Source organism: Candidatus Bathyarchaeota archaeon, assembly GCA_026014735.1.
Taxonomy (GTDB): domain Archaea; phylum Thermoproteota; class Bathyarchaeia; order Bathyarchaeales; family Bathycorpusculaceae; genus Bathycorpusculum.
Genome location: JAOZHT010000004.1, coordinates 313,835 through 334,888 on the forward strand (window position 1 = coordinate 313,835; position 21,054 = coordinate 334,888).

Below are 21,054 nucleotides of genomic sequence, written 5' to 3' on the forward strand. Positions count from 1 at the left end.
ATATTTTGTGGGCGCCTTTTAAGCTATGAAGAAAGTACTTGTTTTATACTATAGCCGCAGTGGCAACACTGAAAAAATGGCTAAAGCCGTTGCTGAAGGAGCCCAATCCGTCGGCGGCGTCCAAGTTGACCTTAACTTCCATGTGGAAGTCTCCGAACTCGCAGGTTATGATGCCGTCATCGTTGGGGCACCAACCTACCGTCATGAGTTGCCGGTGGATTTCAAAAACCTCTTTGAAGGCGCTGAGGTTAAGCGTTTGAATTTGAAGGGGAAAATCGGTGGGGTTTTTGGTTCCTATGGATGGAGCGGCGAAGCCCCCAAACAGTTGACCGACATCATGGCAAAGCTTGGGATGCAAACACCCCAACCGCCGGTTTTAGCAAAATACGCTCCTGACTCGGCAGCGCTGGATGCATGCCGGAGCTTGGGAAAGAAAATTTCCGAAACCTTGATGAATACGCCTTAGCATAAGAGAAATGGAGCGTTGTTTTATGGAAGAAAAAAAGAAGGATGAATTAGTTGAGTTCCTTAAGAACCAGGTTACTGTAGAGAAGGAAATCGTGGATTCTCTTGAGAAAGCGCTTGTCGGCATGAAAAACCCAGCGGTTAAGGGCGTTTTGAAGGGTGTTTCGCTGGATTCGGTTAAGCATGCCGAACTCTACACTTCCGCAGTAACGTTGCTTACCAGTGCCTCAACCGCGTTAGCGCAAGAGGACTATGACCAACAGAGAGCGCTAATCAAAAAACACATCGAAGTAGAAGCCAACCTGATCAGGGTGCTTAAAGAAAAAATCCCTGAAATCAAAAATGAAAAAGTTGTTTTCCTCCTAAAAGCCATATTAGAAGATGAAATTCGGCACCACGCGATGCTCAAGATGGTTCAGGAAATCATCGTTCACGGCGAGACGATCACTGAAGATGACTGGTGGAAGCTGCTCTGGGAAGGCGTTCCGTTCCATGGCGCACCCGGCGGTGGGTAAACAAAAAAAGAGTGGATGATTAAGCGTTTTCATTTGTGTGGAAAACCTGCTGTGAATAACTCCAGGTTTCCTCAACTGCCTGTGAAAGCTCCCCAAGCACCGAAGATAGTAATTCCCCTTTTGATGTTAAACCGTATGCCTTGGGGGTTTTGCGGACGAAAACCAGTTTTTTACCCTTCAAACCCCGAAGGTACTTGTAGGTTCGCCTCATCGACAAACCGGTTTCTTTGGAGAGTTTACCTGCAGACATGCCTTCGACGGCGATGGCGTCATAGACTTTTCTTTCTGTTTCTGTGAAGGTTTCCTTGTCGGGGTCACGTTTGGATTTAAAGAAGAAGATGTAGTCGCGTTCTTCAGGCGTTTCAATCAAGCCTACTTCTCGTAGACGCTTAAGGATGCGGGAAGCAATTTTGGGGGAAATGATAGCTTCGATATCCTCGAAGGTTTTTGGGCCCGAGGATAAAGCGGTCAAAAGCGTTTCTTCATAGCATTCGGAGTGAGCAGGCAGCACTTCGGCGAATTCCGGGAAAACGCCGAGAATTTCAGTTAAGCGCCCGCCAAAGTTGGTTGCGTGGTACTGGTCGCATGATTCGTTAGCTAACCCCACTGATAGAAGGGGACGCAGGTACTCCTCGTTTAGGGTGTCTTGGCTGTGATTGTGCCCGTTTCTTTTGAGTTCCTGCTGTAGTTGGCTAACGGAGTATTTGCCTTCAGCTATTGCTTTAAGGATATGGAGGCGGGTTTCATTTTTGAGTACGTTGAATAATTCTTTTAGATAGTTTGGTTTATCCATGGCGTCGCGGAGGCGGCGAAGTTCATTTTTTAGTTTGTAGGTTTGGCAGCGGTTTATGCATTCGAGCGGTGAGGTGGGTGCGCAGTTGCGGCATTCGGCGTTGAGGGTCTGCAGCATTGATGCGAGGTTGCGTTTTTCACCGTTGCGGGTGGGTTGGAGGACGTTGCCCATTTTTTGTTTGTTCTCCTTGCGACGTGTGTCAGGACGGGAAGGAGTGAGAGGTTGGGTGGTTGCTGCGTTTGGGATTGGTGTCCGTCTTGACACGCGTCATAACTTATGACAAGCGTCATACTTAAATAAGTTATCCCACAAAATACCCTAATTCAGGTGTTAACTTGATACTGCCCTGCGAAGTCGGAGTAAAAACCGTGCTGCCAGCCGTCAAAGCCATAATGGCACGCACCATAGTAGAAAAACATGGCTACAACGAAAAACAAACCGCAAACCTCCTCGGACTCTCACAATCCGCCGTCAGCCGCTACGTCGGCAGAGAACGAGGCGCCAACATGGTAGCCCTCGAAAGCACCGCCGAAATCATAACCCTCATCGAAGAGATGGTTGTCTGCCTCATAGAAGACCCCGAAAACCGCAGCCGGGTACTCGAACTCTTCTGCCAAACCTGCGCTACCATACGCCAAAAAGGCCTCATGTGCCCCAAATGCCAAGAGGGGCTACCGCAGAAATGGGCCGAGAAATGCTTCTTCTGCCGCTAAGCCCTCAGCCACCTATAACTTTAAAATCTAAATTTCTTATTTTTAGCTCTTTTGCCCAGAAACCGTTTCGGGTCACTGTTTCATATCTGTTTCAGCCAACATCCAAACCACCCCAAGCCCATAGTGTAGTTGAGGTGAAAAGAATGAACACAAAAATTATCCTCGCAACTGTGGCGGTTGCCATCGTGGCTACTGCTCTTGTCGGAGTGGCCGCAGCGCAATTCGCAAACCAATCATTTTTAACATCAGCATCTAACAGTCAGACTGCAGCTCCCTGCGTAACCGGCGACTACACTGGTGCTTCCCGATGCGTTAACAGCACAACCGGCGAGCCCTGCGGCTACGTCAACGGCACCTGTGTTGGCACCCGATGTAGCGGTGCAGGTGATGGCTGCCAGAACGGCTACTGCGATGGGTCTCAAGTGCAAAGCCAGAACCGGAATCAACAAGGCTGGGGCATGATGAGCCAAAGCGGCTATGCACATGGATGCCGTCGATAAAATGCGGCTCCTTCTCTTTCTTTTTCTTTGAGAACCAAACTCATGTAAGCCCACGATAATGATTGCCAGGGGATAAGTTGGGGTAAGCGCAAGTGACTAAGTATTTGAGGTTTAAAAAATGTTTGAATAATAAAAGGGAAGCTCTCTCATGACTGAGAGACGGACTGGTTGCCTGAACCGTTTACTCGATAACCTGAATGGCACCTTCAGGACATTGTGCTTCACATGCTCTGCAAACCAAACATTCACTTTCTTTGGTTGGAACAGATTTGCCGGCTTTGATTTCGTAAACGCCGACGGGGCAAGTGTTCACACAAGTTTCGCATCCAGTACATTTGGCATCGACAACAATTTTTACCATTTTTGTCATACCTCTTGCGTTATTTTCATCCAAAGCTGGCAAGTAAAATAAAAGGTTTTAGGTGACCTAACGGATTTTTTCACGTAACCGCATCAAAATTCCGTTGATGGCTGACTGGGCTTTCTCCCGCATCTTTTGGTAGTCACCGATGCTTTTCTTGTAGGATTCCAAGGATATTTCGCCTTTGCTGTAGCGCTGCTCAAGAGTCCGTATGTTCTGGTCTGCTAAAGAAAGGTCAGATTCAGCTAGATCCAGCTGCCGTATTAGGTCAGGGTAGGTTCCGCCTGAACCGCGAAACAGCGCCTTGGCGCGTTCGAGGCTGCGGGTTAAACCTTCCACGCGTACTTCAACAGCGTTCTTCTGAACCTTGTATTGGCGCCGGGGAATCTTGCCCTTCTGTGCACGTGCCTCAAGCGTCCGCAGTTCCCCGTAGAGCTGGGTTCGGTCATCATATGCGTCGACGAAGGAGCGTATGTTATCTGCGGTTATCTGCTGCCCAGTTTTAATCTCGTAAACGGATGCTTCCTGCTGCGGAGTAGGCATCTGAGTGGAGAGTTCTTCAGCACGTATCCGATAGGGTTCCTTTTTGGGTCTAGCCACACGGTAAACAACTGCGCCTAGACAGGCGAACGCTGCTGCGGATGCGGCATAGAAGGTTGGTCTAAACGAAACCCACACTGGGTTGTAGTTGTAGGATAAATCTAAGCTGTTAGGCTGAGGCGCCAGGTAATCCACGTAGCTTATGCCGCTTTCTGTCACGGTAAGGGTGTCTTGGTAGGCGCTGCGGGTAAGCGAAGAGGAGATATCTAGGGATTGAGGCTGCGGCGAAACGATGGTTGCGCCTTCAGGGGTGTTAAATGTCATGGTGGCATGGTCCACGAAGTAGTGGAAACTCGGAAAAAGCTTGAATTCCAGCATGTAGTTTGAACCCACAAGTTGGGTGCTTGGCAAGCTGTACTGAGCTTTCAGCTGGGTGGTCTGGTCACTTGTCAAGGAGGAAACAAAAGTTATGTTAGCAAGCAACACGTCGCTGTCTGTGGAAGGGGAGAAGCTGCTTTTGAGGTCTGCGCCATACTGGTCAGTTATGCCGATGTTTGTCGAGTGCTGTGGAAGGCACAGAACAAAGGAAGTTAATGGCGAGGTGGAGTTGCTGATGATTTCGTAGGTGTCGGTGGCTGATAGGGCACCGTTTGTGTCGATGGTTATTTGCCGATCTAAACCCGTTATGGTGCATAACTGGAGGGTAGCTGCAGGCAGGGTAAAGGTTGCCTTTGCTACAGAGTATGTGTATGCGGGCAGATTATTCGCCGTGTAGGCAGCGTCATGGACGCTTCCGTCGTCTTTGGATATTGATAAGGCAGTTGGGTTACCTGGAAAGGATAAGCTAACACTGCATACCTGGGCATCCAAGGTTAAGCTGGGGTACGCGGGGTACTCAAGGACAAAGGCACCGTTGTCTAATTCGGTGACGAGACGGTTAGAGAGAATAAAAGCAACCGTGAATTGGGTAGGGTGCTCGCCGTTGAAGTTGATTTCGGCGCCGTAGAATCCGCTTGAGCGGTTACCCAGTTTCATGCCCAGATTTATCTGGTAAACATGGGTGTCATCGTATGCTAAGCCTTTAAGCAGGTAGGCGCTGTACTGGTAGGGTAACCCAATCATGAAGCCATCCTGCGCTGGCTCCGCAAGGTGTATGGTGTCTAAGATGACGACTTGACCCGAATACATGACTTGGATTTTGCTCTCCACGCTTGTGACTGTATTGCTGGTTTGGGCGGCTACCATCGAGTTTGGGAGGGCGAGGGGTAAAATTATCAGTAAAGTGAACACTGCTATCAAGAGGGATACAGGGGTTCGCTTCACTGGGGTCACCAAACAGGCTTGTTTACTGTTAGGTTGACATGTTTATTTACCTTTACCGTAAACAAGGCTCCTCTGGGATTGAAAGCGAAAAGCAGAGGAGAAGAGTATTGTCCTTTGCCCAAAAACCTCAACAGGGTTTGCTTGGCTGCGGAGACAAAGCTTTTCTGCCCCGCCCCTATAAGCCTCTGAGGGAAAAATAGCATGAGCGTAAAACTCAAAGTAGACGGAAAAGACATCCCCATCAACGATTTCGTCGAAAAAATATTGGGCGGCAGCATAACTGGAGCTGTGACCTCGCTGCATGGCATCGCTGAGGATTGGCAGAAAATCGAAATCCAAATTCAGCGGCAGCCTAGCCGTTAAACTTGACTTCCGCGTCGATTTCCGCGAACATTTCCCGTTTAGCCTTGCATATGGGGCAGACGTAGGGAGGGTCTTCGCGGAACACCACGTAGCCGCATTGTCGACAGTACCACAGTTTCTTTTTTGGGGCTTGGGGCGGCTGTTTGGGTTTTTCCTCTTCCATTGGCTGCTGTGATGGCTGCTTTGGGGTGCCGTATGCGCGTTTCTGCTTTTCGAGGGGGCGTCGCTCGGGGACTTCGGGGAGGTTTTGGCTTTCATACACTGCTTTGTTAACGTAGAGGCGACAGTAGCAGGCGCCATATTGGGCAACGTCTGGGTCGCGGTAATCGCAGGGGCAGATGATGTCGCGGTCGATTTCCAGGTTGCCGGTTGCTAAGCGGCAGGGGCAGCTGGGGTAGCCGTAGCGTTCCTCGTTTGTTTTTAGGCCTTCAAGGAACATCTGCAGAAGTTCAGGCTGCGGGGTCAGGTAGTACCCGTAGGTTTTTGCGTCGGCTTCGGCTCGGCGGCGGACCTGCTCGATGGGGACATTGTTCAAAAGCCCAGTGCCTCTTTTATTTGGTCCTTACGGAATCCTGTGATTACGGTTTTGTCATCGATGATGGTTGTGGGGTAACTTAGAGATCCGCCTTTGCTTTGGATAATCTCATGCACAGAGTTTTTGTCGGCTGCATCCAGCAGGTCAACGTCAACGAAATCGTAGGCGACGCTGTTTTCGCTGAGATACTGCTTGGTTAGTTTGCACCAGACACATGTGCTTAATGCGTATATGACAACTTTGTGGTCGTTTCTCTTACCGGACACTTTAGAATACTGCATCGAAAAATTCACCGTCTAGAAAGTTGATTTCGGGGGCATATAACTGTTTAGATGCGACGCTAAATGGGCTGCTGGGTTAACCTGCAGTTTCCGGCTTGCCTCTCCACCAGACGAAGACTCCTCGAACAACGATTATGCTGCCTATGGCGCCCAGCAGAGCCATAACCAAAAGCTGTATCCACGTGGGCATGATTGCACCAACAATGCCTGTGGGCGTCGGAGAAGCGGTAGGTGAAGGCGAAGGTGAAGCCGTTGGGGTCGGCTGATTGGCGCTCGATGGGGGCGAAGGCGTCACTGGCGCGTATCCGCCTAATCCGGTTAGCATTTGGCTGCTACTCCACTCGCTTGAACCTGCTGCCTCCAAGACTTCTTGGCTGACTCGAACCCACTTGTTATCTACTCTTTCAAAGTGCCAGCGTGTAACGAGGTGAGCTGTTATTGTTCGCGCTTGGAAATCCAGGTTAGGCATACTGGAGGGATAGAGTATTGAGCAGTGAGCGGTGGTTGTTCTGCCTCCACTCTGCTCGGGGTAATCGTCATTGTCAAAGATGGTGTGCCATCCGGTGAGCATTTCGGGTTTAGAGTGGTCTTTGTAGCGGATGTCATAGAGGAGGGTGTACCCGCTGTTGATGTATTCGGTGGCGACTGCGCTGCTAAAGGTGATTTCTAGTTCAGCCCTATCGTAATCTGTCACTGTGGCGGTTCCGTTGGCTGCGGTGCCGTTGATTGAAGTGACGTTGTATGCGATGCTGACAACCTTGATGGTGAAGTCAGGGGGAGGAATCGGGGTTGTTAAGCCATAGGTAGCTGAGGGCACCGTAAGAGCTGAGGCTGCAAACAGCAAAAAGAAAACGAAAGCTGCGAGCCTGCTAGCATGCATAATTACTTTTGAGTAATTCCAAGTTAAAACTTTACCGCTAATTTTGACTTTGGGGAAAAACTGAGTTAAAGAGCAGAATTCGGTTCATTACAATCGCAGTTGTATTCACCGTCCTCAGCTCCTGTTACAGCTGAAGCAGTTGCAAAGCACAGGTTCAATCGTGCGCTCTGCCACATCTATCCCCCCTCTATTTATAGCAACATAGCCAAAGACACTGCTGCTTCACCAGCCTCTCTCCCCCTCTATATAAAGCCGAAGTCAGCTCTGGCTGTCGCAGCAACGAGGGGCTGCATGAAGATAAAATAAAAGAGAAGAGGGAAAACCCGATGCCGGTTAGGGCCGCTTTAGGCGGTCCACTGCTGCAGCGCCAACGCAAGTTCCCTGTGGCTTTCCCCATACTGCTCAAGGGTTTTGCCCTCCAGCACCGCATCCACTGCTTGCCGCATCGCCTTCGCGCCTGACACAGTGCCCCCGGGGTGACCATGGATGCCGCCGCCGGCCTGCAAAACCACATCGCAGCCAAACGTATCCAGCAGCGCAGGCACAAGCCTCGGATGCAAGCCACCTGACGCCACCGGCAACACCGCTTTAAGACCGCCAATTTCGGTCTTGCAGGCATCGATGTTCTCAAGCACTTCCTGCTGGGTCTCCGACATCTTACCCACAACAGTGCCCACGTGAAGCTGGTCAACGCCGATGATGCGTGCCACCGCCGCGATGGGTTTCATGGAGATGCCATGCAGGGGGTTTTTGGTGAATGCCGCGTGTCCAGCCCGGTGGGCATGGAGAACCAGTTTGAAGTTTTGGTCGCGCAGGCTCTGAAGCGCCGCCCAGCCGCAGGTTAAGATATCCACCATGACGTATTCGCCGCCCTGATCCTGCACCATCTGCGCCCGCTTAATCATCAACTCATTGTCGGCGGTTATGTTAATCATGTAGACTTTGCGTTCGCCAGTTTCGGATTGGGCTTTGTCGCGTGCCTCCAGGGTCTGTACTAGCCGCTCGGGGAAGGGGTTGAATTTTTGGCTGCTGAGGTTCTCGTCGTCTTTAACTACGTCGCAGCCGCCCAGCCATGCGTTGTAGGCGACTTGGGCGTGGTCAGCTGTTTTTAAGCCGAGTTTAGGCTTGATGATGGTGCCGACGAGGGGGCGCTTGGGCACTTTGAGGAGTTCCCGGATGCCGCCGATGCCATAGCGGGGGCCCTTAAAGCTGTCTAGAAGCATCTGGGGGAACTCGATGTCGAGGAGCCGCAGGTTCCGGAGCGCTTTAAGCCCAAACACGTTGCCTGCGACGCTGCTAAGGATGTTTGGCATGTTGGATGTTTCGAAGAGCCCGATGGGATAGGCGATTTTGATGACGTTGCCTTCGATGCTGAATACGTGGGCTGCCAGCGCTTTAACGTAGGGTTTCTCGGTGGTGAGCTCGGTCCATGTGCCCACGCTGCTTTCCGCCGCAACGCCGCCTGCCGCCTCCTGCAGACTGATGCCCTCGGGCTCCACGGTGAAGGTGCAGATTAAATCGGATGGTTGGGGTTTGTAGGTTAAATCGACAAAGTCAAGATACTTCAAAGAAGGTTACTCTCCAACTTAACATGGGGTGGGTTTCCTTAAAATCTTTAACTATTTCAAGCCCTAAGTAGTAATCGGGGTTATAGATGCAGCTTATCGTTGAACTCTTAAACATCACCACAGGCGGCAACCGTATAGCCGTTCTTAGTCAGCAAACAGCCAGCCAGCTGGGCGTGCATAGCTCGGACAGAATAAAAATCAGCGTCGAGGGCAGAGAAATGATTGCCCTATCCAACATCGCCGAGCATTTCCCCAACGACCGCATAGGCTTCTTTGAGGAAGCCGAGGGCGCGCTAGGCGTCAAAGACGATGATGTAGTGGATGTGCAGCTTGCCTCGTTGCCGGAATCGCTCTTTAACATCCGCGCTAAGCTCCATGGCGAGCGTCTCCGAGAAAAAGACATAGTCGCCATCGTCAAAGACGTTGTGGAGCGGCATCTAAGCCAAGTGGAAATCGCCGCTTTCCTCACAGCACTCAGCATTCATGGCTTAAGCACCGCCGAAACTGAGGCGCTGTCCAGGGCGATGATTATGACGGGAAGAACGCTGGATTTTGGACGTGGACCCATCCTTGATAAGCATAGCGTAGGCGGCATCCCAGGCGACAAAACCAGTATGCTCGTGGTGCCCATCGTGGCGGCGGCAGGCTTCACCATCCCCAAAACCAGTAGCCGCGCTATCACCTCGCCCGCGGGAACCGCAGACCGCGTGGAAACCCTCTGCCCGGTTACATTGGCAACCGAGGAAATCAAAGCAGTCGTCAAGAAAACCGGGGGCTGCCTTGTCTGGGGCGGCTCGTTGGAGCTGGCGCCGGCAGATGACCTCTTCATCCAAGTTGAATATCCCCTGGGCATAGACCCGATGCTTCTGCCATCGATTCTAAGTAAAAAGAAAGCCATAGGCGCCACCCACGTCGCCGTCGACATCCCCACGGGTATGGGCGCCAAAATCAAGACGCGACAGGAAGCCTACAGCTTAGCCGCGGACTTCGTGGATCTGGGCAAACGGCTGGGCTTAAACATCCAATGTGCCCTCACGTTTGGTGATCAGCCGCTGGGCTGCGGAATCGGACCCGCCTTGGAGGCGCGAGAGGCGCTTTGGACACTTATGGGGCAGGGCCCACCGGACCTGCGTGAGAAAGCTGTGAGCCTTGCCAGTATGCTCTTTGACATGGTGGGCGTTGAGAATCCGCGGGTGATGGCCGAGGACATGGTGGATTCAGGTAAAGCCCTCTGTAAGCTACGTGAAATCATCGGGGCGCAGGGCGGCAACTCAGCGGTGAAACCTGAGGATTTGCCGGTTGGACCCTACAAGGCCGCTGTGCATTCGCAGCAAGCAGGCAAAGTGCTGTGGCTAAGCACCGACGACATCGTGCGCATCGCCCGCATGGCAGGTGCCCCCAAAGAGAAGGGCGCCGGTGTTATGCTGCATGCTAAACTCGGCGAGACAGTGCGGAAAGAGGGCGTGTTGCTTGAGGTTTATGCTGAACGTGAAAGCAAGCTGTCGGCTGCGCTGGAACTCGCCAACAATCTCAGTCCAATTGTGCTCTCTAAGAAACCTGAAGAAAAGATGGTTTTAGACACCGTTCCAGAGAAAACCACGCATGAGAAAGCCTTCATGCTTGACAGATAAAACCAGTTAGCAGCGGCAATATGAGTCTGCGTCGGCTACAGCGATGAAAAAACTAGACGACATTTCGCCTGTAATTGGGAGTAGGCTGCCATGTTTGCTGATTCACTAAGCCGCCTATGAAGCCTCCGATGACCGCGAGGACTATGGCAACGATTCCGGCTAAGACACTTAATGCCAAGCCCGCGATGCCGCCCAGTATGGCGCCGAGGATTCCGTATTGGGCACCGCCCTCTAAGACAAAGCCGAAGAAAGTAAGAATTGTCATGACAATAGCGCTAAAGACCCCGGAGATAAACCCCGAGATGGACCCACCCATGGCTCCCCGGGCTATGAGTCCGGCAACTAGGCCGCCGAGAAGAGCGCCGAAGAGATAACCCAGCCCCGGGTAGATGATGCCCAGAACCACGGTTAACAGAAAACCAACCAATGCGCCAAGCCCAATACCAGCCATAAGGTTCACTTATGTTGGCTTAAGAAAAAAAGAAGATAAAAAGCTTGTTACTCAACGCGCCCTCTCGCTTCGAACTTTGGGGGCTAAAAGCGTCCAGAGCCACTCCGTGAATTCCTGCAGGTTCTTGGTTTGGATATGCACTTCACCGGGCCCCGTTATTTGGGTAACTAGGCCTTCGCCGCTTAGCAGGGTTTCTTTGAGGCCGCCTAGCCGCGTGACCTTGTAGCTGCAGGTTTCGCTAAAACCGACGAGGTGAAAGTTATCTACGATGAGGGTTTGCCCGGCTGATAGCATGTGAGTGTCGATGGCGCCAAAAGTGTTGATGAACATTTGTCCGCTGCCTGTGGCTTTAATCATGAATAAGCCTTGACCGAAAAGCCCCTTAGTGAAGCCTTCCCATTTCACGTCAAGATCGATGCCTGAGGTGGAGGCGATGTAGGCGGATTTCTGGATGACGTAGCCGCTGCCGGGGGCAACGTCGAGTTGCTTGATGTCGCCGACTGGCGCCGCCACGAAGGCAGCTTCGCCGGAACCGTTCTGTGCGGTGAAGTCGTTAACCCAGAAGGATTGGCCTCCGATGAGGCTGAGTCCTAGGCTGCCCCAGATGCTTTTTTCGCGTTTGCGGGTATGTACTTCTATGTTGGGGGTCATGTAGGTTAATGCGCCGGATTCGGCGGTGATGGCTTCGCCCTGCTCTAAGCTTGCCACGAGCATAGCGTAAGAGGGCTTGTATTTGATTTCGAACCTCAATTCTATCAACCTCTAAGACGGTAATGGGAATTGACGATTTATGGTTAACGCGGCAGGATCATCTTTCATGAGGGTACTAGCACTTTTCTGGTTTCAGGCGGCGTCGATTTTCCCGGATATTGGTTGCGGCGCAGGATTTGGTTAGGCGGGTCTTTTGGGAAAACAACTAAATAGTTGAAGACTTCCATCATTAAGCTATGACCTACAACAAGAAGCCCAGCCACAAAAAACTCTACCTGGCAATTGCACTCATAGTTATCCTCGTTGCAGCTTCCGCCGCAGCAGTTTACTTCGCAACCCTTCCAAAGCCCATAAAAGTCGGCGTCAAAGCCGGAGACACCTTCACCTATCACATCCAAGGCATCTCCGTTTTAGGCGTCAACGTAACAAACCCCGATACAGACTTTGCACGCTACAATAACACAGAGTACTTCAGAGTCACCGTGACATCCGTCAAAAACAACACCGTCGGGCTAGCGACAGAGTGGAAGTTCAAGAACGGAACCGTAGTCAACGATAACCAAGAGATAAACGTGGCAAGTGGAGAGAAATCCAACGAGTATGGTTACTGGGCAGTCTACCCCTCGAATTTAGCCGTAGGCGATTTGCTAAGACCACAAGGTTTTGATGGCAAAACAGTGAACGCAACTGACACATCAACTTATTCAAGCGGCACAAGGCAAAAGAACTATTTCTATGTCGAAGGCGAATTCAGCGATATGACTGACGAAACACAGAGCACCTACCGATATGATTATGTGGGCGTGAACTTTGACCAGGAAACTGGCATGATGGTTACCATGCAGAACTGGCAGGAATACAACAATCCCCAGTACCGCTTAGTCATACTCTACACGTTGACCAACACAACCGCCTGGGCGTTTTAAAAGCCCGCTACCCCCCGGTAGCAAAATAAACACTGATTTTTCTTAACTATAATGAATATTTTTGGCTCATCAGAATTCATTTTTGCTTTTTTGGGTCAGACAAGGTATTTATAGCGTCTAATCCTTGAGTACTAGTGGTGTTTTTATGGTAAATAAAGATGAAACCATCAGCAAAGCCTCTGACTCTATGCAGAAAACCGCCCAAACCATGGGCGACACAATCATCGCGGTCCTTGACAAGCTCGCAGGCAAACAATCCGACCTTAAACTCAGTTTCGAGCAGCTGACACTTGACACAGGAGTCATGAAAGCAACCATCAACGGCGCAATCGTTTTAGATGTTGTCATGGCAAAAGAAGCCGTCACCTAAAACCCTGCGTAGGCTAAGCAGTGCGCAATTAACCACTTGCTAGTTGAAACTTTAAGCCTGGAAAAATCGGAACCAAGGCGCCCCTTTTTCCTCATTTTTTGTTTTTAGCTTTAATCGCCGCTAATTTGCCGCCTGCCAAAACCATCTCGCGTTCCAAACCGCTAAGGCTCAGAGTCACCGCTATCTTGGTGCCCTTGGTCCTGTTCAACACCGTTAAATGCTCTTTTAAGCCGTCAACCTCCAGCTCCAACACATCACCTAAATCCAGTGTATCGTAGTCTTTTTTATCCGCGAAGGTCAAGGGCAAGATGCCGAAGTTCACCAGATTAGCCATGTGAATACGCGCAAAGGACTTGGCAAGGATAGCTTTTATCCCCAGGTACTTAGGCGCCAACGCTGCATGTTCGCGGCTGCTGCCCTGCCCATAGTTTTCGCCGCCCACAATGAATCCTCCATCCTTCTCCTTGGCGCGGCCCGCAAAGGTCTTGTCGACATAGCAGAAGGTGTAGGTGCTGATTTGGGGTATGTTGCTGCGTAGCGACATGATCTCGGAGCCCCCTGGCAGGATGTCGTCGGTTGAGATGTTATCGCCGGTTTTCAGGAGCACTTCGCCGCTGAGCTTTGCAGGCAAGGGCGGAAAAGACGGCAGAGGCCGAATGTTGGGGCCCATAATCACCGCGGAGCCCACGCATTGGCTAGGCTGAATAAACATGGAGTCGCTGATCAAGAAACGGCTGGGCATCTGGATTTCTGGGAAGCCGCCGAGTTTGCGGGGATCAGTGATTTTGCCCGTTAACGCTGCTGCAACGGCGGTTTCGGGGCTGACAAGGTAAACCTTTGCATCCTGGGTTCCGCTGCGTCCCTTAAAGTTGCGGTTAAAGGTGCGAAGCGACACGCCGCCGGAGGTGGGAGCCTGCCCGATGCCGATGCAGGGGCCGCAGCCGTTTTCCAGAATCCGCGCGCCGGACTGGATGATGGATTCAAGCTCGCCTGAAGAGGCCAGATTCACCATGACCTGACGGGACCCTGCCGAAACGGTGAGGCTGGTGTTCTCGGAGACGGTTTTGCCCTTGAGCAGTGCAGAAACGATTTTGAGGTCACGTAGCGAGCTGTTGGTGCAGCTGCCGATGCAGACCTGATCGACGGGGGTGCCTTCGAGTTCCGAGACGGTTTTGACGTTGTCGGGGCTGTGGGGCAACGCTATAAGCGGCTCCACCTTTGAGAGGTCGATTTCAAATGTTTCATCGTACACGGCGTCCTCGTCTGTTGCCAGTTCAACCCACTGTACCAAGCGTCCCTGCGCCTCCAGAAACGCGCGTGTAGTCTGGTCGGAGGGGAAAATAGAGGTGGTGGCGCCTGTTTCGGTGCCCATGTTGGTTATGGTTCCCCGTTCAGGCACACTCAGCGTTTCGACGCCTGGCCCGTAGTATTCGAGGATTTTGTTGACGCCGCCCTTGACGGTTAAACGTTTTATCACTTCGAGGACAACGTCTTTGGCGGAGACAAACGGCGCCAGTTTACCCGTGAGTTTGATGCCGACAATTCGGGGCATTTCAAGGTAGAAGGGTTCACCTGCCATAGCTGCCGCGACATCTAAGCCGCCTGCGCCGATGGCTATCATGCCCATGCCTCCAGCCGTTGGGGTGTGGCTGTCGCTTCCAAGCAGGGTTCTGCCGGGGCGTGCGAAGCGTTCAAGGTAGAGTTGGTGGCAGATGCCGTTGCCGGGGCGACTAAAGAGGATGCCGTATTTGGCGGCGACGCCTTGGAGGTAGCGGTGGTCGTCGGCGTTGCGGAAGTCGTTTTGAAGCATGTTGTGGTCGACGAAGCTGACGCTAAGCTCGGTTTTAACTTTAGCCACACCCATGGATTCGAATTCAAGGTACGCCATGGTGCCTGTGCTGTCCTGGGTTAAGGTGTGATCGATTTTAAGCGCGATTTCTTCGCCGGCAACCATTTCACCCTCAACTAGGTGTTCTGCTATGATTTTTTGAGCTAACGTTTTCAGCATCGTTTATCCCTACAGCTGTTCAGTTTAATGAAGCGTATACTTAGTGTTATTATGCATTTTGCGAGAGAAATTAAGGTTATCTTAGGAAATTCAAGGTTTTACTGAATTTCTCGTTATGAGCAAGAATTCAAAGGTGACTCCAACGTTAGCGTTAACTGTTGAACCGACACAGCGCACTGGCAGCTTGGGCAGCAATTAGACTACTACAAACCCTATTGCAGTAAACCCCATTTCCTATTCATGTTTCTGTATTTTGTGGTTTAATGTTAGCCATAAAACCGTTAGCAAAGCCGTCAAACCGCAAAGTCTCCATCATCAACAGCCCTACGGCACTGCATGCACTGCCCCAGTCCCCTCTAATTGTGTGGTCTATTTCGTTTAAAGTTGTGATTTTCTTTTCATCCAACGCCTGACAAAGATAAGTTATGTAGCCTATGGCACCTTCCAACCGTGCCTTCTGCAACAGCATATCGAGTTCACAACGGTTTAGGAGCACTTCGGAGTCAGCTATACTTTCACCCATTTTTTTCACCTAATTTAAGTACTCTCACAGTACTCAATAAGGACGCGATTCTTATAAAAGTATCTTTAAAGTACTCAATAAAATAGGTTATGGAAATGCCAATCAAGCTAGAAGTAAGCGTAATGCAAGTGGGAAATTCCCTCAGAATAACAATCCCAAAAGAAGTAGCCGCACATTTAGAGCTAAAAAAAGGCGATATAGTGCAGATATGGGCAGACGATAACCACGTATTTTTAGAGAAAAAAAATGCACCTTAGACAAATATTACGTATCAGGCATAAGAGTTGACTTTTAGGGGGGTTGGCGTATTGGACGTAACCCGCCTACTGGGCTTAGTGATCTAATAGACTTCTCTGTTTCCATCATAATTAACCCTAAAATCAGTAATTGCTGGGTCTATATGTGAGCTTTTTATCTGGCTCGATTCACCGAGCAGGTAAGCGGGATCGTAGCATCAAACTGTAAAAAACAATAAGGGGATTAAGTCAAAAATCATATTTTTTAATCCATTCTTCTTTTAATTTACCGCCATCGATAAAGTGAATATATCGCCTATTTGCGTATGTTCCAGTGATGATTGTTGTTTTTGCTTGAGGGCTTATGCCTTTTGACGTCACGACATACAGTACATGCACACACTTGGATTCGTTTGTCAGTGGGTCATTAAATGGTGTAGTAAAGGCTTCTTGTATTTGGTTTAATATGGGCGTTATACGAGTTCCTTCTGAACGAGTTGCATTGCCGTGAATTTCTCTAGCCTTTATTTGAAATGCAAAATTAATTCCAACGCCAAATCGATCATTCAAAAAGCACACAACATCTCTGCCATGTTCATCCGAACCATGGATATCAGAAACATTCTTGAACCCCTTCAACCGAAGTAAGGGGATGATTACATTTTTTCTCAGAAGATTCTCATCATTTTTTGAACCTTCAAATATTTCCTCAGCACTAACTGCGCTCTCTATCACGCCGATTGTTAATATTATAGAAAGTGAAGTTACAAATTCGTCAGTAGTGTGAGATATCTCAGTAGTCTGTGGAGTAACGTATATAGGAAGAACCGCATTGTGGACAAGGTAACCTTTACCAATAACCAGAGAAGATACGCCTGAAAATTCCCCTCTTCTGTATAGCGACTTATTGATTAACGATAAATTTGTAAAATATAGTATGCGCGTACAAAAGATGAGGTCGGTTAACGGCGCGCCATACTTTCGAGATAGCTTAGTACCAAAAGGGGTTAAGTTGCACCAACTGATTCCCATAGTTTCGTTTGCTTTTATTCCTGTGCTCTCTAAAAGCAAATTTAATCCAGTCCATCCAATGTCTGTTTCATTCTCCCCTGAGGAGTAGCACCAAAACGGCATCCCACATATTGAAACTACAATCCAGCCATAGACAGAAATATTACGTGCAATTTGACCCAAATAATCATGATAGTTTCCCATGACTCTGGCATAGGAATAGTTTCTCCATGTCCGTTTACCAATACTACCTTTTCTGGATGTGTTCGTACAAGCTGATCAAGTTCGTCCATTGATTGGATATGGACTACTTCATAACCTTCTTTGTTTCTACAAAACTCGATAATTCGATTAAGCACATTTGTCGGGTTATGTATGAAACGATGGCGTACTCCATCAATGGCTAACACGTAAATTTGGGTAACCATAGCATGACAATAGCTTTTTTTGAAATTTAACATTTGCTTAATTAAAAGTGGTTAGATAACTACAGGGCGGCGTTATCTTTTTACGGAACAGTTTAAAGTCTCCAAAATCGCCTCATACTCATAGCGATTGGCTATAAGGGTTTTTAGCTCCGAACTACCATAAGTCTAATGGGAATTGGGTGAGGCGTGATTTTTCTCTTGTGTTTTTTGAAGCGCAAAATCGCTTATAGGGCGGCTTGACTTGGGGCCGTTGGGCGGTTGCCTGATTGTATGGGCTATGATAGTGCCCGACTTGTATGCGCTGTTCACTGCTAAGGTGCCGTTCTTGTGAATTCATAAGAAGACTGCGCATTGCTTCCACATCCACACCACAGCGGTTTCAACATGGAGCCATGCAGGATGTGTGGAGAAAAACCAATATCCCACACCCAAATAGACAAAGAAAACAAAACGCCAAAAGCAATCTGGTCCTCAAGCAGACTTGTGGCACCCCATAAACCGCCACACCCACACAAAGAACAAAAAGCACTAAAAACAAAAAAATGAAATAGGTAAGCCGCCATATCAATGACAGAGGAACACCATGTCGTTTAAGGGTAAAATGCAGGAAGCCGCCAAAAGCAAAAACAGCCCCCTAATCTTAGCATTGGATTTCCCCTTCCAAGCCACCGAGAACCGAAACAACATCCTCATCAAAGCCCAAAAAATCCTCCAAGCCGTCCATCCCTACATCGCCGCCGTCAAAATCAATCATCACCTCACCTTGCCGCTGGGCACCTTTGATGGCGTGCAATTTTTGGTGGAGCAGATTCGGGGCGCGGGGATGCTGGCGATTATGGATGCTAAGGTAAACGACATAGGCGCCACTAACCAAACCATTGCGGAATACTATTTTGCCGCGGGGTTTGATGCCATCATCGCGAATCCGTTTGTAGGCTGGGAGGAGGGGTTAAAGCCGCTTTTTGATGTCTCCAAGCGGCTGAACCGCGGCGTGATATTGCTGACTTACATGAGCCATAAGGGCGCGGTGGAGGGTTACGGTCAAACCATAGTGGATCCCTACACTGGCTTGCAGACGCCGCAGTACATCTCGTTTGCTAAGAAGGCGCTTCAGTGGGGTGCAGACGGCGTGGTTGTGGGTGCAACGGTTCCGGAAAAAATCGCTGAGGTTAAGGCTATTTTGGGCGATAAAGTGGCGGTTTACTCCCCGGGCGTAGGGGCACAGGGAGGAGCAGCGGCTTCGGCGATGAGGGCAGGCGCCAGCTACCTTATAGTCGGCAGAGAAATCATGATGGCTTCTGACCCAGCGGAGGCTGCTCAGCGGATTCTATGCGCTATTAAGGGTTTGTAAGCGGTTATCTGCCGCGTTTGTTTTCCCAGAGTTCCTTTTTGAGCAGGTCGCGGACCGCGGAGCGGATGACGCTGCTTCGGCTGGGGTACATGTTGGCTCGGACGAGTTCGTCGAGGCCTTCTAGGTAGGCTTCTGGCAACAAAACGGTTACTAACTTCATTTTTGTATATCTCTCCCTGAAACTATGTTAGCCATATGTTATGTGGCAAATATAAGAGTTAGCCCCAGCAGAAACCGGTCAGCTACCCAACAATGATTTCTTTCTTCGCTAGCCCCTCAACCATCAACGGCACGATTTTGCTGGCTTTGAGGATCTCCAGGAACAGCGGCTCATCATTCTGGTCGACATGAACGATGAAATCTCCCATTTCTTTGGCGTGAGACAGTTTACCCTTACCTTTAAGCACAATCGTAAGAACATCTGCGTCCTGCTCATACTTTATTTTATAAGTCATAACGCTCACGCCTCACTGGATAAAAGGTTATAACGACTAAAAAGCCTTTTCTGAGTTCATAGACCACTCTAACCGCATGTCTGGGGCTTATTTTTTTCGTTGCTAAAAATTGTCCTTCTATAGCATCTACCCGTTCAGGGTTTGATATAGTGTCAATTATTTGCTCTTTACTTATTTCAAAGCCGTAGCTTTGCAGTAGCTTGAATTTATCAAGGGCATGTTTAGTAAATTGAATTTTTGACGCATCACTCAAGTTGAAGACGCCTTGCATCTTGTTGTAGGAAGTTAAGATAAAGTTAATCCAAATTCCGCAGCTGCCTTAGCGTCCCAAGATATGTTCCATCCAACAGATACAGCTCAGAATCATCAATATCCACCGCCTCTGAGCGCAGGACAGGGCCAATTAATGCTTCACCGCCGATTTCCCTGCGTGGATGAGTATCGTTTATGGGTCTGCCGCCGAGGAAATCGTTGAAGCTGGGCATAATGTAGAGTTCCTCCGCTCGCAACTTGACATTAAAGTGCCTCTGCAGCGTCTCCTCTACGGAGCCCTCGATTTTTGTGCCATGCTTAGCCAGCAGAACCTTCGCCAGCGCCATCCCATCGCAGCTCGCATGCATCCAGACCTGCCGCGTCATCTTGCAGCCGGCTGGGTCACGGAAAACCACCACGGGATGCAGGTGCCCCATAACTAGCGTCTTGCAGCCCAGCAGTGCAGGCGAGGGCCACTTGTGACCATGAAAAACACCGACGTCGCCGACGACTGCGCCGCTGGAGGGGAGCAGCTGGATGTTTTCGGGGAGCAGCGGTTCAAGGTTGGCGTCGTGGTTGCCGCGGACGATGGCTATGTCACCAATGTGGGTTTGCAGTTGCCTGAAGAAGTCGGGGATATCCTGCCATTCCGCGCGTTCGCTTTTAGTTACCGTGTACTTGACGTCTCCGAGAATAATCAATTTGTCGGGCTTGTATTGGGACAGGATGGAGACGAGTTTGGTTAGAATCTTGGGGGTTTGGCTGGGCACATGGATGCCTCGGTCCTGAAGCTCCATCTCCCAGCCGAGGTGGGGATCCGCGATTAGAAGGGTCTTGGTTTTTCCTTCTTTAACAAGCGCAGCTGGATGAGGCAGAAGCAGCTTAAGCATCGGGTTTTATCAGGCTCAAAAGGCGTTTATGCATCTCAACGTTGGCTGAGGCAACAAAACTCAGTGTCTGACGAGGATCCAGAGGCACATCAATAGGCTGGTTTTGGGCGTCGGTGACGATTCCGCCAGATTCCTCCACGATTAGAAAGCCAGCGGCGACATCGGTGGTGCGGATTTTGCAGCGTAAATCAATGAAGCCATCTGTTAAGCCCTCGGCGACGTAGCAGACCTCCAGTGCGTTGGCTCCGAAGTGGCGTGTGTGCTTGGTGTTGTGGATAACGGAGCTGAAGGTGGCTATGTCAGCGGGGGTTTTGTAGGTGTTAATGTCTATGCCTACTACGGCTTCGTCAAGCAGGGTTGTTGTGGAAGTGTGGAGGGGTTTGCCGTTGGCTGATGCGCCGTTTCCGCGATGGGCCAGGTAGGTGACGTCGTGGGCTAAATCCGCCACCATGCCCGCGTAGACGGAGCCAAGCGTGGGCTTGTCGGCTACCGCGATAGAGGAGGCGTAGAAGGGCAAGCCGTGGGTGAGGTTGGTGGTTCCGTCGATGGGGTCCACACATAAAAAGCAGCCGTCGGGTGAGGACCCGATTTTTTTTAAACCTGATTCCTCGCTGATAAGCGTGAAGGAAACGCCGTGGCTATGAAGGGTCTGCACGATGGCGGACTCCGCTGCAAGGTCCACGGGCTTCATTAAGTCGCCGCCTGCGCCTCTGCCTAGATTCGGCTGGGGTTCCCGGATGGTTGCCAGGCACGGCTTGATGGAGGCTTGGATGTTTTGTTTGCATTCAAAGAGGATTTGCAGCCAATCAACGTTCATTGCTTAGACCTTCGATGTATTATAAGCGGACGGGTTGATAAAGAATCACATCAGGCGACGTGCCCGTTTAGTGTCTTCCGAAATGAAAGCTGCCCTTTCTGCTTGTGGCAGGCTCCACAACCAGTCTGCAATGCGCCCCAGCGCCTGACGCAAAATC

General features: G+C 50.2%; 27 protein-coding genes. 10 read left to right on the forward strand and 17 right to left on the reverse strand.

Annotation, left to right across the window (positions count from 1 at the left end; genetic code table 11):
• Positions 1-25 precede the first annotated feature (25 nt).
• Both NWE93_14210 and NWE93_14215 read left to right on the forward strand, forming a co-directional pair.
• Positions 26-466, forward strand: a complete 441-nt coding sequence (locus NWE93_14210; protein MCW4001382.1) for a flavodoxin domain-containing protein — start codon at positions 26-28, stop codon at positions 464-466.
• 25 nt (positions 467-491) lie between these two features.
• Positions 492-980: a hypothetical protein gene (locus NWE93_14215; protein ID MCW4001383.1), complete on the forward strand. Its 489-nt coding sequence runs from the start codon at positions 492-494 to the stop codon at positions 978-980.
• 19 nt (positions 981-999) lie between these two features.
• Here the strand turns inward: NWE93_14215 and NWE93_14220 are convergent, their stop codons facing one another.
• Positions 1,000-1,944, reverse strand: a complete 945-nt coding sequence (locus NWE93_14220) for a hypothetical protein (protein ID MCW4001384.1) — start codon at positions 1,942-1,944, stop codon at positions 1,000-1,002.
• Positions 1,945-2,108: 164 nt separating this feature from the next.
• On the opposite strand from NWE93_14220, the gene NWE93_14225 reads away from it, so the two are divergent.
• Both NWE93_14225 and NWE93_14230 read left to right on the forward strand, forming a co-directional pair.
• A complete protein-coding gene (locus NWE93_14225) occupies positions 2,109-2,486 on the forward strand; it encodes a hypothetical protein (protein ID MCW4001385.1) in 378 nt (125 codons plus the stop codon).
• A 143-nt stretch (positions 2,487-2,629) separates the two neighbouring features.
• Entirely contained in the window at positions 2,630-2,986 is a 357-nt protein-coding gene (locus tag NWE93_14230) for a hypothetical protein (GenBank protein ID MCW4001386.1), read from the forward strand.
• 181 nt (positions 2,987-3,167) lie between these two features.
• On the opposite strand, the gene NWE93_14235 is transcribed toward NWE93_14230, so the two are convergent.
• Together NWE93_14235 and NWE93_14240 are read right to left on the reverse strand one after the other, a co-directional pair.
• Positions 3,168-3,347 carry a 4Fe-4S binding protein gene (locus NWE93_14235; protein MCW4001387.1) on the reverse strand — a complete coding sequence of 60 codons (180 nt, stop codon included), beginning with the start codon at positions 3,345-3,347 and terminating at the stop codon, positions 3,168-3,170.
• A gap of 66 nt (positions 3,348-3,413) precedes the next feature.
• Positions 3,414-5,210: a hypothetical protein gene (locus tag NWE93_14240; protein ID MCW4001388.1), complete on the reverse strand. Its 1,797-nt coding sequence runs from the start codon at positions 5,208-5,210 to the stop codon at positions 3,414-3,416.
• Positions 5,211-5,411: 201 nt separating this feature from the next.
• Between NWE93_14240 and NWE93_14245 the strand changes: the two genes are divergently transcribed.
• A complete protein-coding gene (locus NWE93_14245) occupies positions 5,412-5,573 on the forward strand; it encodes a hypothetical protein (protein MCW4001389.1) in 162 nt (53 codons plus the stop codon).
• Here the strand turns inward: NWE93_14245 and NWE93_14250 are convergent.
• From NWE93_14250 to rbcL, 4 genes are all read right to left on the reverse strand, one after another.
• Positions 5,563-6,108, reverse strand: a complete 546-nt coding sequence (locus NWE93_14250) for a ferredoxin:glutaredoxin reductase (GenBank protein ID MCW4001390.1) — start codon at positions 6,106-6,108, stop codon at positions 5,563-5,565. The two genes, NWE93_14245 and NWE93_14250, sit on opposite strands and share 11 nt — an antisense overlap.
• Entirely contained in the window at positions 6,105-6,389 is a 285-nt protein-coding gene (locus tag NWE93_14255) for a glutaredoxin family protein (GenBank protein MCW4001391.1), read from the reverse strand. Before NWE93_14255 ends, NWE93_14250 begins: the two co-directional genes overlap by 4 nt.
• A gap of 76 nt (positions 6,390-6,465) precedes the next feature.
• Positions 6,466-7,269 (reverse strand): hypothetical protein, encoded by an 804-nt coding sequence (locus tag NWE93_14260; protein ID MCW4001392.1) that lies wholly within the window; start codon positions 7,267-7,269, stop codon positions 6,466-6,468.
• A 344-nt stretch (positions 7,270-7,613) separates the two neighbouring features.
• Positions 7,614-8,837 (reverse strand): type III ribulose-bisphosphate carboxylase, encoded by a 1,224-nt coding sequence (rbcL, locus tag NWE93_14265; GenBank protein MCW4001393.1) that lies wholly within the window; start codon positions 8,835-8,837, stop codon positions 7,614-7,616.
• Between the two features lie 86 nt (positions 8,838-8,923).
• On the opposite strand from rbcL, the gene NWE93_14270 reads away from it, so the two are divergent.
• Positions 8,924-10,468 carry an AMP phosphorylase gene (locus NWE93_14270; GenBank protein ID MCW4001394.1) on the forward strand — a complete coding sequence of 515 codons (1,545 nt, stop codon included), beginning with the start codon at positions 8,924-8,926 and terminating at the stop codon, positions 10,466-10,468.
• 52 nt (positions 10,469-10,520) lie between these two features.
• Here NWE93_14270 and NWE93_14275 read toward each other — a convergent pair whose 3' ends face one another.
• Together NWE93_14275 and NWE93_14280 are read right to left on the reverse strand one after the other, a co-directional pair.
• Complete coding sequence (locus NWE93_14275; GenBank protein MCW4001395.1) at positions 10,521-10,919, reverse strand: DUF5518 domain-containing protein; 399 nt, start codon at positions 10,917-10,919, stop codon at positions 10,521-10,523.
• A gap of 51 nt (positions 10,920-10,970) precedes the next feature.
• Complete coding sequence (locus NWE93_14280) at positions 10,971-11,669, reverse strand: TIGR00266 family protein (GenBank protein ID MCW4001396.1); 699 nt, start codon at positions 11,667-11,669, stop codon at positions 10,971-10,973.
• A 197-nt stretch (positions 11,670-11,866) separates the two neighbouring features.
• On the opposite strand from NWE93_14280, the gene NWE93_14285 reads away from it, so the two are divergent.
• Positions 11,867-12,556: a hypothetical protein gene (locus NWE93_14285; protein MCW4001397.1), complete on the forward strand. Its 690-nt coding sequence runs from the start codon at positions 11,867-11,869 to the stop codon at positions 12,554-12,556.
• Between the two features lie 145 nt (positions 12,557-12,701).
• Positions 12,702-12,926 carry a hypothetical protein gene (locus tag NWE93_14290; protein ID MCW4001398.1) on the forward strand — a complete coding sequence of 75 codons (225 nt, stop codon included), beginning with the start codon at positions 12,702-12,704 and terminating at the stop codon, positions 12,924-12,926.
• 91 nt (positions 12,927-13,017) lie between these two features.
• Here NWE93_14290 and NWE93_14295 read toward each other — a convergent pair whose 3' ends face one another.
• Positions 13,018-14,934 carry an aconitate hydratase gene (locus NWE93_14295; protein ID MCW4001399.1) on the reverse strand — a complete coding sequence of 639 codons (1,917 nt, stop codon included), beginning with the start codon at positions 14,932-14,934 and terminating at the stop codon, positions 13,018-13,020.
• 238 nt (positions 14,935-15,172) lie between these two features.
• A complete protein-coding gene (locus NWE93_14300) occupies positions 15,173-15,457 on the reverse strand; it encodes a hypothetical protein (protein MCW4001400.1) in 285 nt (94 codons plus the stop codon).
• A 95-nt stretch (positions 15,458-15,552) separates the two neighbouring features.
• Here NWE93_14300 and NWE93_14305 point away from each other — a divergent pair, with 95 nt between their 5' ends.
• Positions 15,553-15,714: an AbrB/MazE/SpoVT family DNA-binding domain-containing protein gene (locus NWE93_14305; GenBank protein ID MCW4001401.1), complete on the forward strand. Its 162-nt coding sequence runs from the start codon at positions 15,553-15,555 to the stop codon at positions 15,712-15,714.
• A 228-nt stretch (positions 15,715-15,942) separates the two neighbouring features.
• Here the strand turns inward: NWE93_14305 and NWE93_14310 are convergent, their stop codons facing one another.
• Complete coding sequence (locus NWE93_14310; protein ID MCW4001402.1) at positions 15,943-16,908, reverse strand: hypothetical protein; 966 nt, start codon at positions 16,906-16,908, stop codon at positions 15,943-15,945.
• Between the two features lie 807 nt (positions 16,909-17,715).
• On the opposite strand from NWE93_14310, the gene NWE93_14315 reads away from it, so the two are divergent.
• Complete coding sequence (locus NWE93_14315; GenBank protein MCW4001403.1) at positions 17,716-18,483, forward strand: orotidine 5'-phosphate decarboxylase; 768 nt, start codon at positions 17,716-17,718, stop codon at positions 18,481-18,483.
• Positions 18,484-18,487: 4 nt separating this feature from the next.
• Here NWE93_14315 and NWE93_14320 read toward each other — a convergent pair whose 3' ends face one another.
• From NWE93_14320 to NWE93_14340, 5 genes are all read right to left on the reverse strand, one after another.
• Positions 18,488-18,643, reverse strand: a complete 156-nt coding sequence (locus tag NWE93_14320; protein ID MCW4001404.1) for a ribbon-helix-helix domain-containing protein — start codon at positions 18,641-18,643, stop codon at positions 18,488-18,490.
• An 82-nt stretch (positions 18,644-18,725) separates the two neighbouring features.
• A complete protein-coding gene (locus NWE93_14325) occupies positions 18,726-18,938 on the reverse strand; it encodes a DUF2283 domain-containing protein (protein MCW4001405.1) in 213 nt (70 codons plus the stop codon).
• Positions 18,928-19,191 (reverse strand): DUF4258 domain-containing protein, encoded by a 264-nt coding sequence (locus NWE93_14330; protein ID MCW4001406.1) that lies wholly within the window; start codon positions 19,189-19,191, stop codon positions 18,928-18,930. Before NWE93_14330 ends, NWE93_14325 begins: the two co-directional genes overlap by 11 nt.
• A gap of 43 nt (positions 19,192-19,234) precedes the next feature.
• Positions 19,235-20,080 carry a metallophosphoesterase gene (locus NWE93_14335; GenBank protein MCW4001407.1) on the reverse strand — a complete coding sequence of 282 codons (846 nt, stop codon included), beginning with the start codon at positions 20,078-20,080 and terminating at the stop codon, positions 19,235-19,237.
• Positions 20,073-20,897, reverse strand: a complete 825-nt coding sequence (locus tag NWE93_14340; GenBank protein MCW4001408.1) for a fructose 1,6-bisphosphatase — start codon at positions 20,895-20,897, stop codon at positions 20,073-20,075. The genes NWE93_14335 and NWE93_14340 overlap by 8 nt, the downstream gene beginning before the upstream one ends.
• Between the last annotated feature and the right edge of the window lie 157 nt (positions 20,898-21,054).

Bases quoted from the DNA above. Each gene is read 5' to 3' on its own strand.
- NWE93_14210 (MCW4001382.1), top strand. From the start codon at position 26: ATGAAGAAAGTACTTGTTTTATACTATAGCCGCAGTGGCAACACTGAA.
- NWE93_14215 (MCW4001383.1), top strand. From the start codon at position 492: ATGGAAGAAAAAAAGAAGGATGAATTAGTTGAGTTCCTTAAGAACCAG.
- NWE93_14220 (MCW4001384.1), bottom strand. From the start codon at position 1,944: ATGGGCAACGTCCTCCAACCCACCCGCAACGGTGAAAAACGCAACCTC.
- NWE93_14230 (MCW4001386.1), top strand. From the start codon at position 2,630: ATGAACACAAAAATTATCCTCGCAACTGTGGCGGTTGCCATCGTGGCT.
- NWE93_14235 (MCW4001387.1), bottom strand. From the start codon at position 3,347: ATGGTAAAAATTGTTGTCGATGCCAAATGTACTGGATGCGAAACTTGT.
- NWE93_14245 (MCW4001389.1), top strand. From the start codon at position 5,412: ATGAGCGTAAAACTCAAAGTAGACGGAAAAGACATCCCCATCAACGAT.
- NWE93_14255 (MCW4001391.1), bottom strand. From the start codon at position 6,389: ATGCAGTATTCTAAAGTGTCCGGTAAGAGAAACGACCACAAAGTTGTC.
- NWE93_14260 (MCW4001392.1), bottom strand. From the start codon at position 7,269: ATGCATGCTAGCAGGCTCGCAGCTTTCGTTTTCTTTTTGCTGTTTGCA.
- NWE93_14270 (MCW4001394.1), top strand. From the start codon at position 8,924: ATGCAGCTTATCGTTGAACTCTTAAACATCACCACAGGCGGCAACCGT.
- NWE93_14275 (MCW4001395.1), bottom strand. From the start codon at position 10,919: ATGGCTGGTATTGGGCTTGGCGCATTGGTTGGTTTTCTGTTAACCGTG.
- NWE93_14285 (MCW4001397.1), top strand. From the start codon at position 11,867: ATGACCTACAACAAGAAGCCCAGCCACAAAAAACTCTACCTGGCAATT.
- NWE93_14290 (MCW4001398.1), top strand. From the start codon at position 12,702: ATGGTAAATAAAGATGAAACCATCAGCAAAGCCTCTGACTCTATGCAG.
- NWE93_14295 (MCW4001399.1), bottom strand. From the start codon at position 14,934: ATGCTGAAAACGTTAGCTCAAAAAATCATAGCAGAACACCTAGTTGAG.
- NWE93_14300 (MCW4001400.1), bottom strand. From the start codon at position 15,457: ATGGGTGAAAGTATAGCTGACTCCGAAGTGCTCCTAAACCGTTGTGAA.
- NWE93_14305 (MCW4001401.1), top strand. From the start codon at position 15,553: ATGCCAATCAAGCTAGAAGTAAGCGTAATGCAAGTGGGAAATTCCCTC.
- NWE93_14310 (MCW4001402.1), bottom strand. From the start codon at position 16,908: ATGGGAAACTATCATGATTATTTGGGTCAAATTGCACGTAATATTTCT.
- NWE93_14315 (MCW4001403.1), top strand. From the start codon at position 17,716: ATGTCGTTTAAGGGTAAAATGCAGGAAGCCGCCAAAAGCAAAAACAGC.
- NWE93_14320 (MCW4001404.1), bottom strand. From the start codon at position 18,643: ATGAAGTTAGTAACCGTTTTGTTGCCAGAAGCCTACCTAGAAGGCCTC.
- NWE93_14325 (MCW4001405.1), bottom strand. From the start codon at position 18,938: ATGACTTATAAAATAAAGTATGAGCAGGACGCAGATGTTCTTACGATT.
- NWE93_14335 (MCW4001407.1), bottom strand. From the start codon at position 20,080: ATGCTTAAGCTGCTTCTGCCTCATCCAGCTGCGCTTGTTAAAGAAGGA.
- NWE93_14340 (MCW4001408.1), bottom strand. From the start codon at position 20,897: ATGAACGTTGATTGGCTGCAAATCCTCTTTGAATGCAAACAAAACATC.